This window comes from Micromonospora sp. CPCC 206061 (genome assembly GCF_036906915.1).
Classification (GTDB): Bacteria; Actinomycetota; Actinomycetes; order Mycobacteriales; family Micromonosporaceae; genus Phytohabitans.
The window spans coordinates 1-14,843 of record NZ_JBAKHX010000024.1 but is presented as its reverse complement, the minus strand read 5'-3'; the positions used below and the strand labels follow the sequence as shown (position 1 = coordinate 14,843).

The 14,843-nt window shown below is 71.1% G+C and carries 18 protein-coding genes; 6 read left to right on the top strand and 12 right to left on the bottom strand.

The window, feature by feature from the left end; translation table 11 throughout:
- Positions 1-2 precede the first annotated feature (2 nt).
- Genes V6V89_RS18200 through V6V89_RS18185 form a run of 4 tightly spaced genes read right to left on the bottom strand, consistent with a single transcriptional unit; the run spans position 3 to position 2,762 of the window.
- Positions 3-455, bottom strand: a complete 453-nt coding sequence (locus tag V6V89_RS18200; RefSeq protein WP_334620338.1) for a pyridoxamine 5'-phosphate oxidase family protein — start codon at positions 453-455, stop codon at positions 3-5.
- Entirely contained in the window at positions 452-1,360 is a 909-nt protein-coding gene (locus V6V89_RS18195; RefSeq protein WP_334620337.1) for an SDR family NAD(P)-dependent oxidoreductase, read from the bottom strand. Before V6V89_RS18195 ends, V6V89_RS18200 begins: the two co-directional genes overlap by 4 nt.
- A 26-nt stretch (positions 1,361-1,386) precedes the next feature.
- Positions 1,387-2,148 carry a glucose 1-dehydrogenase gene (locus V6V89_RS18190; RefSeq protein WP_334620336.1) on the bottom strand — a complete coding sequence of 254 codons (762 nt, stop codon included), beginning with the start codon at positions 2,146-2,148 and terminating at the stop codon, positions 1,387-1,389.
- A 20-nt stretch (positions 2,149-2,168) separates the two neighbouring features.
- A complete protein-coding gene (locus tag V6V89_RS18185) occupies positions 2,169-2,762 on the bottom strand; it encodes a TetR/AcrR family transcriptional regulator (protein WP_442935165.1) in 594 nt (197 codons plus the stop codon).
- 87 nt (positions 2,763-2,849) lie between these two features.
- Between V6V89_RS18185 and V6V89_RS18180 the strand changes: the two genes are divergently transcribed.
- From V6V89_RS18180 to V6V89_RS18170, 3 genes are read left to right on the top strand one after another with little or no spacing between them, the layout of a single operon-like run.
- Positions 2,850-3,938: a Zn-dependent alcohol dehydrogenase gene (locus V6V89_RS18180; protein WP_334620334.1), complete on the top strand. Its 1,089-nt coding sequence runs from the start codon at positions 2,850-2,852 to the stop codon at positions 3,936-3,938.
- A gap of 15 nt (positions 3,939-3,953) precedes the next feature.
- Positions 3,954-4,979, top strand: coding sequence for an LLM class F420-dependent oxidoreductase (locus V6V89_RS18175; protein ID WP_442935168.1), 1,026 nt, complete (start codon positions 3,954-3,956; stop codon positions 4,977-4,979).
- Between the two features lie 32 nt (positions 4,980-5,011).
- A complete protein-coding gene (locus V6V89_RS18170) occupies positions 5,012-7,651 on the top strand; it encodes a glycoside hydrolase family 78 protein (RefSeq protein WP_334620332.1) in 2,640 nt (879 codons plus the stop codon).
- 392 nt (positions 7,652-8,043) lie between these two features.
- On the opposite strand, the gene V6V89_RS18165 is transcribed toward V6V89_RS18170, so the two are convergent.
- The gene (locus tag V6V89_RS18165; RefSeq protein ID WP_334620331.1) at positions 8,044-8,307 is read right to left on the bottom strand and encodes an alpha/beta fold hydrolase; all 264 of its coding nucleotides are present in this window, start codon (positions 8,305-8,307) and stop codon (positions 8,044-8,046) included.
- Between the two features lie 42 nt (positions 8,308-8,349).
- Here V6V89_RS18165 and pth2 point away from each other — a divergent pair, with 42 nt between their 5' ends.
- Positions 8,350-8,697: a peptidyl-tRNA hydrolase Pth2 gene (pth2, locus tag V6V89_RS18160; RefSeq protein ID WP_334620330.1), complete on the top strand. Its 348-nt coding sequence runs from the start codon at positions 8,350-8,352 to the stop codon at positions 8,695-8,697.
- Between the two features lie 27 nt (positions 8,698-8,724).
- Here pth2 and V6V89_RS18155 read toward each other — a convergent pair whose 3' ends face one another.
- The gene (locus tag V6V89_RS18155) at positions 8,725-9,018 is read right to left on the bottom strand and encodes a hypothetical protein (RefSeq protein WP_334620329.1); all 294 of its coding nucleotides are present in this window, start codon (positions 9,016-9,018) and stop codon (positions 8,725-8,727) included.
- A gap of 64 nt (positions 9,019-9,082) precedes the next feature.
- Between V6V89_RS18155 and V6V89_RS18150 the strand changes: the two genes are divergently transcribed.
- On the top strand, positions 9,083-10,219 hold the full coding sequence (locus V6V89_RS18150; RefSeq protein WP_334620328.1) for a M50 family metallopeptidase: 1,137 nt from the start codon (positions 9,083-9,085) through the stop codon (positions 10,217-10,219).
- On the opposite strand, the gene V6V89_RS18145 is transcribed toward V6V89_RS18150, so the two are convergent.
- From V6V89_RS18145 to V6V89_RS18135, 3 genes are all read right to left on the bottom strand, one after another.
- Positions 10,197-10,781: a GNAT family N-acetyltransferase gene (locus tag V6V89_RS18145; protein WP_334620327.1), complete on the bottom strand. Its 585-nt coding sequence runs from the start codon at positions 10,779-10,781 to the stop codon at positions 10,197-10,199. The genes V6V89_RS18150 and V6V89_RS18145 overlap by 23 nt on opposite strands.
- Positions 10,778-11,311 (bottom strand): CGNR zinc finger domain-containing protein, encoded by a 534-nt coding sequence (locus V6V89_RS18140; protein ID WP_334620326.1) that lies wholly within the window; start codon positions 11,309-11,311, stop codon positions 10,778-10,780. The genes V6V89_RS18145 and V6V89_RS18140 overlap by 4 nt, the downstream gene beginning before the upstream one ends.
- 155 nt (positions 11,312-11,466) lie before the next feature.
- The gene (locus V6V89_RS18135) at positions 11,467-11,652 is read right to left on the bottom strand and encodes a hypothetical protein (RefSeq protein WP_334620325.1); all 186 of its coding nucleotides are present in this window, start codon (positions 11,650-11,652) and stop codon (positions 11,467-11,469) included.
- Between the two features lie 57 nt (positions 11,653-11,709).
- Between V6V89_RS18135 and V6V89_RS18130 the strand changes: the two genes are divergently transcribed.
- The gene (locus V6V89_RS18130; protein WP_334620324.1) at positions 11,710-11,949 is read left to right on the top strand and encodes a helix-turn-helix domain-containing protein; all 240 of its coding nucleotides are present in this window, start codon (positions 11,710-11,712) and stop codon (positions 11,947-11,949) included.
- Positions 11,950-12,206: 257 nt separating this feature from the next.
- Here the strand turns inward: V6V89_RS18130 and V6V89_RS18125 are convergent, their stop codons facing one another.
- The 3 genes from V6V89_RS18125 to V6V89_RS18115 form a co-directional block, all read right to left on the bottom strand.
- Positions 12,207-13,205, bottom strand: coding sequence for a TolB family protein (locus V6V89_RS18125; RefSeq protein ID WP_334620323.1), 999 nt, complete (start codon positions 13,203-13,205; stop codon positions 12,207-12,209).
- Between the two features lie 141 nt (positions 13,206-13,346).
- Positions 13,347-14,663, bottom strand: coding sequence for an ABC transporter substrate-binding protein (locus V6V89_RS18120; protein WP_334620322.1), 1,317 nt, complete (start codon positions 14,661-14,663; stop codon positions 13,347-13,349).
- A gap of 7 nt (positions 14,664-14,670) precedes the next feature.
- On the bottom strand, positions 14,671-14,843 hold a 173-nt coding region (locus V6V89_RS18115), incomplete at its 5' end, for a substrate-binding domain-containing protein (protein ID WP_334620416.1).

The window sequence follows — 14,843 nt, the reverse complement described above, 5'->3', positions numbered from 1 at the left end:
GGCTACGCCAGCAGCTTGCGGTGGTCCCAGCTGACCACCCGCTCAGGCTCGACGACGTAGGCGGCGCGCTTGCGCGCCGCCTCGGTCACATAGGACTCCAGCGCCTCGGCGGGCACGCCGACGAGCCCACCCGCGATCCGGCGCCCGACGGCCAGCACCTCAGCCAGCTCGTCGAACCTCTTGACCGTGCCGGTCACCTGCACGCCGCGCAGCTCGAAGTACTCCTCGCCGTCTTCGACCAGGCAGGTGATCCGGGGATCGCGGGCCAGGTTGCGCGCCTTCTGCGATGTGCGGTACGTCCAGAACGCGATCCGCTCGTCGATCAACGCGTAGAACATCGTGACCAGGTGCGGCGTGCCGTCGCGGTTGATGGTGGCGAGCTGCACCTTGCGCCGGGCGGCGAGCAGCTCGACCACCTCGGTGTCGCTCATCGCGACCCGGGTGCGCTCCTTCACGTCTGCTCCCCGAACGTCGAGGAGGCCAGCGGGAGGGTCTGCTCGCACACGAACCCAGGCGATGGCTCGCCGTCCGCCGCCAGGTTGGCGAGGGCGCCGGTCAGCCCGTCGACCGTCCAAGCCCCACCGTCCACTGTGTGGAAGGCGGCGCGCACCGTCGGCGGTCCCATGAGCGCCACCACGTCACTGTGCACGACGAACACCTCGCCGGTGAAGCCCGCGCCTGCGGGGCTCGCCAGGTAGACGACGAGGGGGGCGACCCGGTCCGGCGACATCGGGTCGGGGCCGCCGTCCGGCGCGCCGCCCATCAGCTCGGCGGTCATCGCGGTGCGCGCCCGCGGGCAGATCGCGTTGGCGCGCACGCCGTACCGGGCGCAACCGCGCGCGGTGGCCATGGTCAGCGCGACGATCCCGCCCTTCGCGGCGGCGTAGTTGGGCTGCCCCGCCGACCCGAGCAGCCACGCCTCCGACGATGTGTTGACGATCCGGCCGTACACCGGGCCGCCGCGCTCCTTGCTCAGCCGCCGCCAGTGCGCGGTGGCGTGGCGCGTGGTGACGAAATGACCGCGCAGGTGCACCCGGACGACCAGGTCCCACTCGTCGGCGGTCATGTTGAAGACGGTGCGGTCGCGCAGCACGCCGGCGTTGTTGACGAGCGCGTCGAGGCTGCCGAACGAGTCGAGCGCCGCCGCGACAAGGGCCTCGCCCGTCGACCACTCGGCGACGTCGCCGGGGCAGGTGACCGCTTCACCGCCAGCTGCTTTGACCTCGCCGGCGACTGCGTCGAGCGCGGCACCGGGCAGGTCGTTGAGCACGAGCCGGAAGCCGGCGGCGGCGAGGGCGAGTGCTTCGGCGCGGCCGAGCCCGTTTCCGGCCCCTGTGACCACGGCAACGCGACCGTCCATAGTGGCCGTCCTTTTAGTAGAAACGACTAGTAGTTGGGCCCGCTCAGCAGCCCGCCGTCTACGACGAACTCGGCGCCGGTGGCGTACGAGGCCTCGTCGGAGGCGAGGAACGCGACCAGCCGGGAGACCTCGACCGACTCGGCGAACCGGGCGATCGGCTGTGCCTTGAGAAACGCCTCCGGGTCGACGTGGCTGAACGCCTGCGCGGCGCCGACGGCCATCGGGGTGAGTACGCCGCCGGGGTGCACCGAGTTGACGCGGATCCCGTACTGGCCAAGCTCCTGCGCCGCCGTCTTGGTGAGCCCGCGTAGGGCGAACTTGCTGGCGCTGTACGCCGACAACCCGGCCGCCCCGACGAACCCCTCGATGGAGGAGACGTTGACGATCGAACCGCCGCCGGCCTCGGTCATCGGCGCGATGGCGTGCTTGACGCCCAGCCAGCAGCCGACCAGGTTGACTTCGAGCACCTCGCGGAAGTCGGCGAGCGGCATGTCGGCGATGGCCGCGTGCCGCAGGATGCCGGCGTTGTTGACGAGCACGTCCAGCCGGCCGTACGCCGAAAGCGTCGCGGCGATGGCGGCGGCCCAGTCGTCTTCGCTGGTGACGTCGTGGTGCACGTACCGGCACGAGTCCGGCCCGAGCTTTTCGGCGACCGCCGCACCGCGCTCGTCGAGCACGTCGCCGATGACCACGCGAGCGCCCTCGGCGACGAAGTGACGGGCGTGCGACTTGCCCATGCCGCGGGCGCCGCCGGTGATGAGCGCGACCTTGCCGTCCAGCCTTCTCACGCCGGGAAGTGTAACAGGTTTCAGTTTCTTGGGGCGGTGCCGTTTGGTGCTGTGATGCCGTCGAAGAGCAGGCGCAGGAATCCGTCGACCACCTCGTCGGGCTGCCAGCCACCCTCGCCCTGCCGCCACGAGGTGGGCATCCAGAGCACGTCACGCAGCAACCGGTACGTCAGCTTGGCGTCGAGGTCGGACCGGAACTGGCCGTCTCGCCTGCCGCGTTCGAGCAGCGTGATCCAGACCTGTTCTATCTCGCGCATGGCCTCGCGCAGGTACGCGAAGCGTGGCTGCGCGCTGAAGTAGTTCCAGTCCCGCTGGAGCATGGTGAGCGCGGCGCGGTGCCGGCCCAGTGTCGCCGTGCTGGCGCGCACGACCTGTTCGATGGCGGCGCGCGGGTCGTCGGTGTCGACGCCGCGGTACCCGGCGAGCACGTCGGTCAGGAACTCGGACAGGATCGCCTCGCCGATCGACTCCTTGGAGTCGAAGTGGTGGTAGAGGCTGCCGGACAGGATGCCCGCGGCGTCCGCGATCTCGCGTACCGTGGTGGCCCGGAAGCCCTTCTCGGCGAACAGTTCGCCTGCCAGGTGTACCAGGTGCGTCTTTCTGGTCGTGCTCACGGCGGCATGGTACCCAAACGCTTGCTCGCCGCTCCGCACCCGCCATAGAGTAGAACAAGTTTCAGTTCTACGGATGGGGGTGGCGTCGTGCGGGCAGCGGTCTTCAACGCGGTCGGTGACGACAAGTTCGAGATACGCGACGACGTGATGCTGATTCCGCCCGCGCTCGGCGAGGTCCGCATCCGGGTACGGGCGGCCGGCGTGTGCCACTCCGACCTGTCCGCTCGCGACGGCGCCCTGCCGCAGCCGGTGCCGGCGGTGCTCGGCCATGAGGCGGCCGGCGACGTGGTCGAGGTGGGCGACGGGGTGACCGACCTGGCACTCGGCGACCGGGTCATCGTCAACTGGCTGCCCGCGTGCGGTTCCTGTTCCTCGTGCCTGCGCGGCGAGCCATACCTGTGCATGGCCCACGTCATGCTCGGCTACGTGCAGCCGCGGTTTCTGGCCGGCGAAACGCCGGTGTTCGGCATGGCCGGCTGCGGCGCGTTCGCCGAGGAGGTCGTGGTGCCCCAGCAGGGCGCCGTGAAGATTGGCGACGACGTGCCGTACGAGGTGGCCGCCCTGGTCGGCTGCGGCGTGATGACCGGGGTCGGCGCGGTCATAAACACCGCGGGCGTGCGCCCGGGCGAGTCCGTCCTGGTCATCGGCTGCGGGGGAGTCGGCATCGCGGCGATCCAGGGCGCCCGGCTGAGCGGCGCGTCAGTCATCGTCGCGGTCGACACCGCGACCGAGAAGCACGAGGTGGCCAAGCGGTTCGGCGCCACGCACGCGGTCACGCCGGGCGGGCTGAGCGATCTGTCCACACAGGTCACCGGCGGCGAGGGCTTCGACTGGGCGTTCGACGTCGTGGCGATACCGCAGACGCTGCGCTCCGCGTGGGTCGCGATCCGCCGCGGCGGCGCGGTCGTCGTGGTGGGCGCCGGCCGCGCCGACCACCACGTCGAGTTCAGCCCGTTCGAGCTGCTCTTCGAGGGCAAGCGCATCATGCCCTCGCTGTACGGGTCGGCGGACGTGCGGCGCGACTACGCCCGGCTGCTCGACCTGTGGCGCGCCGGGCGGCTCGACCTGTCCGGGATGATCAGCCACCGGCTGCGCCTCGACCAGATCGACGACGCGCTGGCCTCGCTCGGCCGCGGCGACGTGATCCGGCAGGTCATCCTGCACGACGGGGCGTGAGCCGTGCGGCTCGGGATGATGCTCGGCTACAGCGGCGGGTTCGCCGAGGCGGTCGAGGAACTGGTCGAGTGCGAGGCGGCCGGGCTTGACCTGGCGGTGGTACCGGAGGCGTACAGCTTCGACGCGGTCAGCCTGCTCGGTTTCGTCGCGGCCCGCACCCGGCGGGTGCGGCTCGCGTCCGGCATCATGCAGCTCTACACGCGCACGCCGACGCTCACCGCGATGACGGCCGCCGGGCTCGACTACGTCTCAGGTGGACGGTTCGCGCTCGGGCTCGGCACGTCGGGGCCGCAGGTGATCGAAGGGTTCCACGGCGTGCCGTACGACGCGCCGCTCGGCCGCACCCGCGAGGTCGTCGAGATCTGCCGCCGGGTGTGGGCACGCGAGACGCTCGTCCACAAGGGACGTCACTATCAGGTGCCGCTGTCACCGGGCGAGGGCACGGGGCTCGGCAAGCCGCTCAAGCTCATAAACCATCCCGTGCGGCCCCGGATACCCGTGTTCCTGGCGGCCGTCGGGCCGCGCAGCGTCGCGCTCGCCGCCGAGATCGCCGAGGGCTGGCTCACGCTCTTCTACGACCCGGACCGGGCCGCCGAGGTCTTCGGTGACGCGCTCGCCGGCGGCGGCGCGCGGCGCGACCCCGCGCTCGGGCCGCTCGACGTCATCGCGGCCGCCCCGTTCGGGGTAACGGACGAGCCGGACGCCTTGCTCGCCGGCCACCGCGCGCAGCTCGCCCTCTACGTGGGCGGCATGGGCGCGCGCGAGCGGAACTATTCCAACGCGCTGGTCCGCCGCTACGGGTACGAGCGGGAGGCGGCGCTCATCCAGGAGCTGTACCTGAGCGGTCGCAAAGCGGAGGCGGTCGCCGCTGTTCCTGAGTCGCTGGTCAGGGCAACCTCGCTCGTGGGCCCGGCCGGGTACGTGCGGGAGCGGCTGGCCGCGTACCGGGAGGCGGGGGTGACCACCCTGCTCGTCTCACCGGTCGCCCGGAGCCCGGCCGAACGGATCAAGTCGATCGCGGAGCTGAGGGCACTCTTGTGACCTTGCTGGGCTGAAACGTTACAATCGCCCTTGTGCAGGTCATCTCCGTGCGTTTCGAGCACCACGACGAGCCCCTGGGCATCGGCGAGCCATCGCCCCGACTCTCCTGGCGGGTCGCCGCCGACGAGCCCGGCTGGCTGCAGACCGCGTACGAGGTGCGCGGGCTGGACGACGCCGGCGCCGTCGCATGGACCAGCGGCCGGGTCGACGGCGACGAGTCCCACCTGGTCCCGTGGCCGGGCCCGCCGCTGCGTTCGCGCCGGCGGCAGACCGTCCAGGTGCGCGCCTGGGGCGGCGCCGCGGAGCCGACCCCGTGGAGCGGGCCTCACACCGTCGAGGCGGGGCTGCTGGCGCCCGGCGACTGGAGCGCCGAGCTGGTCACGCCCGGCGTGGACGAGCAGCCCGAAGGCCCCGTGCCGGCGTTCCGCCGCGAGTTCCAGATTGAGCGCCCAGTCAGGCGCGCCCGCCTGTACGCCACCGCCCACGGCGCCTACGAGCTGTGGCTCAACGGCGCCCGGGTCGGCGACCACGTGCTGGCGCCCGGTTGGACCAGCTACCACCACCGGCTTCGCTACCAGACGTACGACGTCACGGCCGCGCTGCGGGTCGGTGGCAACGCGCTCGGCGCGCTCGTGGCCGAGGGCTGGTACCGCGGCCGGCTCGGCTTCGACGGCGGCCGGCGCGACATCTGGGGCGACCGCACCGGCCTGCTGCTCCAGCTGGAGGTGGAGTACGAGGACGGCGCCACCGAGGTCGTCGGCACCGACGGCTCGTGGCGCTGCGCACCCAGCGCCACGACGAGCGCGAGCATCTACGACGGCGAGACGCACGACGCCCGCCGGGCGCCCGGCGGGTGGGCGGAGCCCGGCTTCGACGACACGACATGGGCAGCGGTACTGCCACAGCCGCTCGACAGGACACGCCTGGTGGCCCCGGACGGGCCGCCCGTACGCCGCACCGACCTCGTCCAACCGGTCGCGATCCTGACGTCGCCCAGCGGAAAGACGATCGTCGACTTCGGACAGAACCTGGTGGGACGGTTGCGCATCCGGCCCCGCGGTTCTGCCGGCACCGAGGTGGTGCTGCGGCACGCCGAGGTGCTCGAAGACGGTGAGCTGGGCATACGGCCGCTGCGCCAGGCGAAGGCCGAAGACCGGTACATCCTGCGTGGCACCGGGGAGGTCGAGGAGTGGGAGCCGTCGTTCACGTTCCACGGCTTCCGGTACGCCGAGGTGTCCGGCTGGCCCGGGCAGCTGCGCCCCGAAGACCTCACCGCCGTCGTCTGCCACAGCGACATGCGCCGCACCGGCTGGTTCTCGTGCTCCGAGCCGCTGCTGGAACGCCTGCACGACAACGTGATCTGGGCGATGCGCGGCAACTTCCTCGACGTACCGACCGACTGTCCACAGCGCGACGAGCGGCTCGGCTGGACCGGTGACCTTCAGGTCTTCGCGCCCACCGCCAGCTTCCTGTACGACTGCGCGGGCGTACTGACCTCCTGGCTGCGCGACGTGCGCGCCGAGCACCTGGCCTCGCCCACGCGCACGCCACCGCTGGTGGTGCCGGACGTGCTCGGCTGGGAGATGCCGACGGCCGCCTGGGCCGACGTGGTGACGGTAGCGCCGTGGGTGCTGTACGAGCGCTACGGCGACCTGGAGCTACTGCGCCGGCAGTACGACAGCATGGTCGCCTGGGTCGATCGGGTGGCGGAGATGGCCGGCCCCGGTCTCCTCTGGGACCGCCATTTCCAGCTCGGCGACTGGCTCGATCCGACCGCGCCACCCGAGGCGGCCGCCGACACCCGCACCGACGGCGCGCTCGTCGCCACCGCCTACTTCGCCCGGTCGGCGCGCATCGTGTCCACTGTGGCCGGGCTCCTCGGCGACCAGGAGGCCGCCAAGCGGTACGGCGGACTCGCCGACGAGGTGCGCGCCGCGTTCGCCCGCGAGTACGTCACGCCCAGCGGCCGGGTCGCCAGCGACTCGCAGACCGGGTACGCCCTCGCGCTCCGCTTCGACCTGCTGCCCGACCCCGAACAGCGCCGGCGCGCCGGCGACCGGCTCACCGAACTGGTGCACGCCCGCGGATACCACATCGGCACCGGTTTCGTCGGCACGCCGCTGATCGCCGACGCCCTCGTCGAGGCCGGGGAGACCCAGGTGGCGTACCGCCTGCTGCTGGAGCGCACCTGCCCGTCCTTCCTGTACCCGGTCACGATGGGCGCGACGACCGTGTGGGAACGCTGGGACAGCATGCTGCCCGACGGCCGGATCAACCCGGGCGAGATGACGTCGTTCAACCACTACGCCCTCGGCGCGATCGCCGACTGGCTGCACCGCACGGTCGCTGGACTCGCTCCCGACGCGCCCGGCTACCGGCGGATGACCGTGCGCCCGCTCCCTGGCGGTGGTCTCACCCACGCGCGCGCGGTCCACGAGACGCCGTACGGCACGGCGGCGGCCGGCTGGTCCATCATGGACGGTGAGCTGATCGTGTCCGTGACGGTGCCGCCGAACACCACCGCGATGGTGGAACTGCCCGACGGCAGTGCGCCGGCCGAGGTCCGGTCCGGCGACCACGAGTTCCGGATCGCCTACCACCCCGACCGGTACCCACCGGCGCGCCCACCCCACACGGCCTGGCCCGGCACTGCCGACGAGCCCGCGCCGTAGTAACTCCTTGTGCTGGGCAAAGCCGCAGCCGCATCAACGCCCGCGCGCTTTGCTCTGCTTCCTAAGAGGCAACACCGCTGCCAGCTGCGGAAACGCCATGCCTGGCGCTACCGCCGTGGCCCCGTGCTGTAGCGGTGCGTAACGGTTGCCTATGGGGAAGCAGAGCAAGGGGCGGGAAGTCGCGCGTTCCCGGCGCCGGCGAACCCGGTCCGGTTGCTCGCCACTCACACGTCGCCCGCAGGGCACCGCCGATCAAGGAGATTTCCGTCGATCAAGGGCAAATGCACGTGGTTTAGAGATCAAAGCACGTGCATTTGTCCTTGATCGACGGGGAGAAACGCGCGTGGGCGCGGCGGGGTGGGGTCAGGGGGTGGGTGGGGGGAGGTGGGGTGTCAGGAGTCGTGCGCTACCCGGTCTGGGCGTTCCCAGAGGACCAGGTGGCCGGTGTCTTCGTACACCACCAGGCGGGCGTCGGCTTCGCCGTGACCGCGCTGGTCGACGGCGTAGGCGCGGATCGTTGCGGGCAGCAGCGGCAGCAGCCGGTCGAAGCAGCCCAGCGACTCGCTCCACGGATGCAGCAGGACCACCGGGGCACCCGTGCCCTGCACGGAGTACCGGAGTGTCACGCCCGTCGTGAGCGGCACCTGCGCTCGCACACCGTGATCGTAAGCCGGTCGGAGGCCGTAGAGTGCGTGGTCATGCCGGCCAAGCTCGCGATCGTCATGCGCGCGGACCTCGCCATGGGCAAGGGGAAGACCGCCGCGCAGGCGGCGCACGCCGCCGTGGTGGCGGCGCTGCGCAACCAGGGCAGCGCCCGCTTCACGGCCTGGCTGCGCGCCGGCCAGCCTAAGGTGGTCTTGAAGGTACCCGGTGAGGAGGCGCTCCTCGACCTGTGCGCCACCGCCGAGGCGGCCGGCCTGCCGGTGTCGGTGATCCGCGACGCCGGCCGCACCCAGGTGGCGGCGGGAACGCTGACGTGCTGCGCGATCGGCCCTGCATACGACGCCGAGGTCGACGCGGTGTCCGGCGAGCTGTCCCTTCTTTAGCGTACGAACGCCACGCGCGGAGGGGCGCTAGCGGGCCTCGAAGGGTTCGCCGGGGCCCAGGTCGTTGATGTGGTGCTGGATCAGGGGTTGCTCGGCGCCTGCGTCGATGAGCAGGTCGACGGCGGTGATCGTGTACCAGTTGTCGGCCAGGGCGTGCGCGGCGGCGGCCGCGGAGAGCAGGTCGGGGTCGATGGAGACGGCGGCCAACTCGGCCAGCGCCCGCGCCCGGCCGAGCCCTTCGCCGTACCCGCCGGCGTACTCGGTGGCGATCTCGTACAGCCGGGCGATCACGGCCCGCCGCGACGTGGTGGTGTCCATCATCCAACCATTCTATCGAACAAACGTTCTAACCGTGCGGTATGACATCACCCGATAAGGTGATCAAATGCTTGAGGTTGCTGGCGTCCTCTTGTTCGCGTTGGGCATCTTCGTGTCGCTGTGCCTGCACGAGGCGGGGCACATGGCGACCGCGCGGGCGTTCGGCATGAAGGTCACCCGGTTCTTCGTCGGGTACGGGCCGACACTGGTTTCGTTCCGGCGCGGCGAGACCGAGTACGGGGTCAAGGCGATCCCCGCGGGCGCGTTCGTGCGGATCGTGGGGATGATCAGGGACGACGAGGTGGCGCCCGCCGACGAGGCGCGCGCGATGTGGCGGTACCCCCTCTGGAAGCGCACGGCCGTGATGCTCGCCGGCTGCGGCGCCCACATGGTCTTCGGGGTGTTCCTGCTCTGGATCCTCTTCGCATTCGTGCCGCTGCCGGACGAAGGCCGGCTCCAGAGCGAGCCGGTCCGCGTGGCAGGCGTGAGCGGCCCGGCGAGCGCGGCGGCGGCGGCGGTGGGCCTTGCACCCGGCGACGTGATCACGGCGATCGACGGCGCGCCGGTGCGCGGCTGGGACGCGATGGTGGCCGCCATCCGAGCGGCGGGCGGCGAGCGGGTCGAGGTCACGTTCGTCCACGATGGACAGGTGCGGACCGGCGCGGCGACGCTGCCGGTCGTCGACGGCGTCGGCATGCTGGGTGTCACGCCGGTGGTGCCAGAAAGCACGGCGGGTCCGATCGGTGGCATCGGCAAGGCTGGCGACCAGGCGGTCGTGATGTTCGAGGGCGTCTTCGGTGCCCTACAACGGTTCCCGGAGAAGGTACCCGCGCTGGTGTCGGCGCTCTCGGGCGAGGAGCGCCCGGCTGACAGCCCGATCAGCGTGGTCGGCGCCAGCCGGATCGGCGGCGAGCTGGCCGAGCAGGGGGAGTGGGCGGCGTTCCTGCTGCTGCTGGCCGCGCTCAACCTCTTCTACGGCGTCTTCAACCTGCTGCCTGTGCTTCCGCTGGACGGCGGTCACATCGCGGTCTGGTGGTACGAGCGGGCGCGCTTCTGGGTGTACGCGAGGCTGCGGCGGCGCGATCCAGGGCCGGTCGACTACTACAAGCTCATGCCGGCCGTCTACGTGGCGATCCTGCTCTTCGCGGGCATCACGCTGCTTACCGTGGCCGCCGACCTGGTCAATCCCGTGACGGTGCAGTGATCGTGTAGAGCGCGAACCGCTCTCCGTCGCGCGTGATCTCTCGCTGGTAGCGCATGCCGAGCCGCACCATGACCGCCCGCGACCGGGCGTTGTGCGGCTCGGTGAAGGCCACCACCTCGGTCGCGCCCAGCTCGCCGAACCCGAAGTCGAGGCCGGCGCGACCGATCTCGGTGGCGTAACCGGAGCCCCAGTAATCGCGGCGCAGCAGCCAGCCGACCTCCAGCTGCTCGATGCCTTCGAGCGTCTTGTGCGACAACCCGCCGCGGCCGATCAGCTCGCCGGTCCCACGGTGGTAGGCCAGCCACTTGTGCACGCCTCTGGTCTGCCACCCGCGACCCATGTTGGCGGCGGCGCGCTCGGCCATCTGGGCGGTGTACCGGCCCCAGTACCAGGCGGCGACCGACTCGTCCCAGTGCAGGCGCCACAGCTCGCCGGCGTGCTGCCGGCCGATCGGCACGAGCCGGAGGCGCTCGGTCAGCCGCTCCACCAGGTCAGGACCGGCTGGAGATCTGCTGGACGGCCCAGCTGCTGCCGTCGGGGTCGGCGAAGAAGGCGACCTCATGAAGCAGACCCTAGTTTCTCCACCCGCGAGCGATGTGCCGCCACGTTCACCCGATTGGCGCACGCCAGCGAGCAGAAGCGCCGGCGACCGTTGCGTGACGTGTCCACGTACACGATGGAGCAGTGCTCGCGCGCGCAGCGGCCGAGCCGCTGGCCGCCCGCGCCGCAGACGGCCACGGCCAGGCCGCCGGCGACGGCGGCCTTGATCCGCGCGACCGGGTCGTCGGTACCCGTGATGTAGTGCAGATGCGGGCCGTAGCCGTCGTGCTGGGAGACGCGCACCGAGGTGGTGGCGTCTGCGAGCAGAGCGTTGACCAGCGTGATCTGCCGTCTCTGGTCCTCGTCGCCGAAGACCGGCCGGACCTGGTCCGCCCAGGCGGCGAGGGCCGCGGCCTGCTCGCTGTCGGCGATCCGGCTGGTCATTTCGTGCTCGGCGAGGAGGCGGTCGAGCGCGGCCACGCTGAAGTCGGTGCAGTTGGCCAGCGCGGCGGCGACGAACGCACCCGTGCCACCGTAATGGTTGAAGTGCATAAGACCATTACATCATGCTGGGCGCATGGAGCACTGCGAAGCCTGCGGGCGCCTGAAGTGGGGCGCCGAGACCGAGTCCGCGCACTACACCTCCGAGGGGTTGGTCCGATACCGGCGCTGCCCTTGCGGGCACCGCTGGGTGGAGGTGACCGGGCTCACCCCCGCCGGTACGCGTCCGCGATGACCTGCTCGACCGAGTTGCCGGCGGCGTCGCGGGCCCGGGTGCGGAGCCAGACCGTGCCGGTGCCGCGCGCGTACCAGGCCGCGACCGCGTAGGAGCCGCTCGACTTCGGCAGTACCTTGGCAGCGGGTACGCCGTCGACGCCGCGTTCGTCGTCCATCCGTCGACACTGCTGGACGCCCTGGTCGCCCTCTTCGAACTGGAGTGGCGCCGCGGCGTGCCCGTCCGAGCGTTCACTGTGGACGGTGCTGCGTCGCCGGCGGAGGTGGCCCCCGACGGGCCGACGTGCGCCCTTCTGGGCCTGCTCGCCGCCGGCCTGACCGACGAGGCCATCGCCCGCACCCTCGGCGTCAGCCTCCGCACCATCCAGCGCCGCATCCACGACCTGCTGCTGGAGTTGGGCGTCACGACTCGCTTCCAGGCCGGCCTGGCCGCCCGCGAACGCGGCTGGGCCTGACGCGTGTAGCCGCCAGTCGCTTCGGTCGCTGCGCATGACCGTGGGGCCGCACCCGAGGTGGATGCGGCCCCACGGCCGGTGGAGGAGTGTAACGATCAGGTGGCTGAGCAGCCCGGCACCGCCGCTGCCGGCGTTACCCGCACGTCGCCCTGGAAGCCGCCGGACCGCGGCGGTGCCGCCGCGGCCCGGTCGTCTCAGAGTCACACTAGTGATAGAGGTATGTCAATCTTTAATGGCTCCAAACTTCGCCGGCGCCGTCAGGACCAGGAGGCGTGGCCCTCCAGCGCGGTGCCGGCCGTGAGTTCGCGAAGGCCGGTGCCGTCGGGGCGGACGGCGTAGATCCTCGGCTTGGCCACCGGGCCGCGGGTGAAGGCGATCCAGCGCCCGTCCGGCGACCAGGTCGGGTCCATGTCGAGGTCGGGGCCGGAGGTGACCGGGCTGGACTTGCCGTCGGGCGTGACCACCCAGATGTCCGCCTGGCCCGAGACCTTGCTGTGCGAGTACGCGATCAGCTTGCCGTCCGGCGAAAAGTCGGGGTCGACGCTTGCCAGGCCGCCGCTGGTCAGCCACTGCCGCGAACCATCGGGGTCGTCGAGGCGAAACAGCATGAGCTGCGGCTTGCCGTCGCGGACGCCCCACATGCAGACCAGGCCCTGGACGTTCGGCGCCCACGCCGGGTCGTCCTTGTCGTCGTTGGTGCGCGTTACCTGGGTGGGGGTGCCGCCGGTGGACGGCACGGTGAAGAGCTGATTGCGGCCGCTGACGCGGGCGACGTACGCCAGCTTGGTGTCGTCGGGGGACCAGCAGACTCGCGTGCCGCGGTTGACCTTGTCGACGATCAGCTCCGCGCCGCTGCCGTCCTTGCCCATCGTGAAGATCTGCCAGTGCGTGGGGGTGATCCGCCGGATATACGTGATCAGGTCGCGCTTGTGTGACCACTGCGGAAGCACGTCGTATCCGCCCGCGACGAGTTGGGTGCGCTTGCCGCTGCCGGGCGTGGTGCTGTAGATCGCGGACCGCTCGCCCTCGTCGAGCCGCACCAGCATGGTGTCGGTGGGGAATGCCCCGGGGGACGGCGAAGGGGTCCCGGCGGCGCCCTCGTCCTTCGGCCCGTCACCGGCGAGCACGTATCCGGTGACGGCGCCTGCGGCGGCCAGCCCGACCAGCGCGGGGACACCGATGACCAGGGTGCGGCGGCTGATGAAGGGCGCCTTCTGCGGCGCCGGCGCCTCGGGCTCGTGCGCGAGGAAGGCCATCGTCCCTCCCGGGCGGCTCGGGCTACCTGGACCGGCATTGGGCCGCCGGCAGCCAGAATAGTCGCATCCCGGCGCAACACCGGCAACGCGCCGCGCTGTCCTGATATTGACAGCGCGGCGCGTCCCTGGTGATCCCGCCTGCTAGGAGGCGATCGCGGTCTTGCTGAAGTCGAAGAACGCCTTGCCCGCGTCGGCCGGCTTCTGGCGGCCGTAGACCACGTTCTCCGACGCCTTGATCATCTCGGCGCGGATCTTGCTGTGCCCCTTGAGTGGCACCTCGGGCGACTGCGGGCCGAACTTGGTCGCCAGCTCGCCCTGTACCTGGATGGACTGCTTCATCGCCGGGTCCGTGACGGTCTGCTCGACCGCCTTGCGAACGTCCATGTTGGACGACAGGCCTCGCTCGGTACCCAGGATCTTGCCGGCCTCCATGTCGTTGGCCAGGAAGTTGAGCACGTCGATGGCGACGTCCTTGTTGGGGCTGCCCCGGAAGACCGAGAAGTACATCGAGGCGCGCGCCCATTGGGCGGACGGGTCGCCGGGGAAGGCGATGACGCCCAGCTCGTCCTTGGTGCTCTTCTTCATCTCCGGCATCTGGTTGACCCAGACCCAGGAGGTGGCGGCCTTGCCGGTCACCACGAGCTGCTTGGTGATGCTGCTCTCGTTGCCCTCGTGGATGATGTCCGGCGTAGGGGTGGCGCCGCGCGCCCGCGCGCCGGCCCACAGGTCGAACCAGCGGGTCGCGTCGTCGGCGGTGAAGCCCAGGTCCTTGCCGTTGTAGAGGCCCTTGCCCTGCTGGCGCAGCCACACCCAGAACGCCATGTAGTTGCCGCTCGGGTCCATGGTGCCGGGGAGCTTGGCGGTCTTGGAGACCTGCTCGGCCCAGGCGATGTGCTGCTCCCAGGTCATGCCGGTGGTGGGCTCGGGCAGGCTGTGCTTGGCCAGCAGCGTCTTGTTGTACACCAGGCCCTGGGTGTTTTCGCCGAACGGCAGGCCGGCGAGGACGCCCTCGACCTTGCCGTAGTTGACCAGGCTGGGCGGGAACTTCGAGACGTCGAGCTTGCCGCCGGACGTGTACTCGGTCAGGTCGAGCGTGACCTTGCGCGACGCGTACTCGGCGAGGAAGTTGTCGTCGATCTGGAAGATGTCGGGCGCGTCGCCGCCCGCGGTGAGCGTGGCCAGCTTGTCGAAGTAGCCCTGGTTCGCCTGCCAGGTCTTCTTGAAGGTCACGTTGGGGTGCGCCTTGGTGTACAGGGCCAGCGCGTCCTCGGTGAGCTTGGCGCGGGCCTCGCCGCCCCACCAGAAGATCGACAGCTCCACCGGCTTGTTGGAGTCGGTGCTGCCGCCTTCGTCACCGTCGCCGCCGCAGGCGGCGACGGAGCCGAGCAGGGGCAGGGCCGCGGCGGCGGCGAAGCCGCCGAGCAGCCGGCGCCGGGACGTGCGTGCGGGGTGGTCCATCGGGTTTCTACTCCTTAGCTACGTGGGGTGCGGTACCTACGTATGGGCCTGTCGACTCGCGGATCACGAGTTCGGTCTGGAGCGTTATCTGAGCGGTCGCGCCCCGGTCGTCGCCGAGCTGGAGCAGCATGTCGACGGCGGCTCGTCCGGCGGCTGGGGTGGGGTTGGCGACGGTGGTGA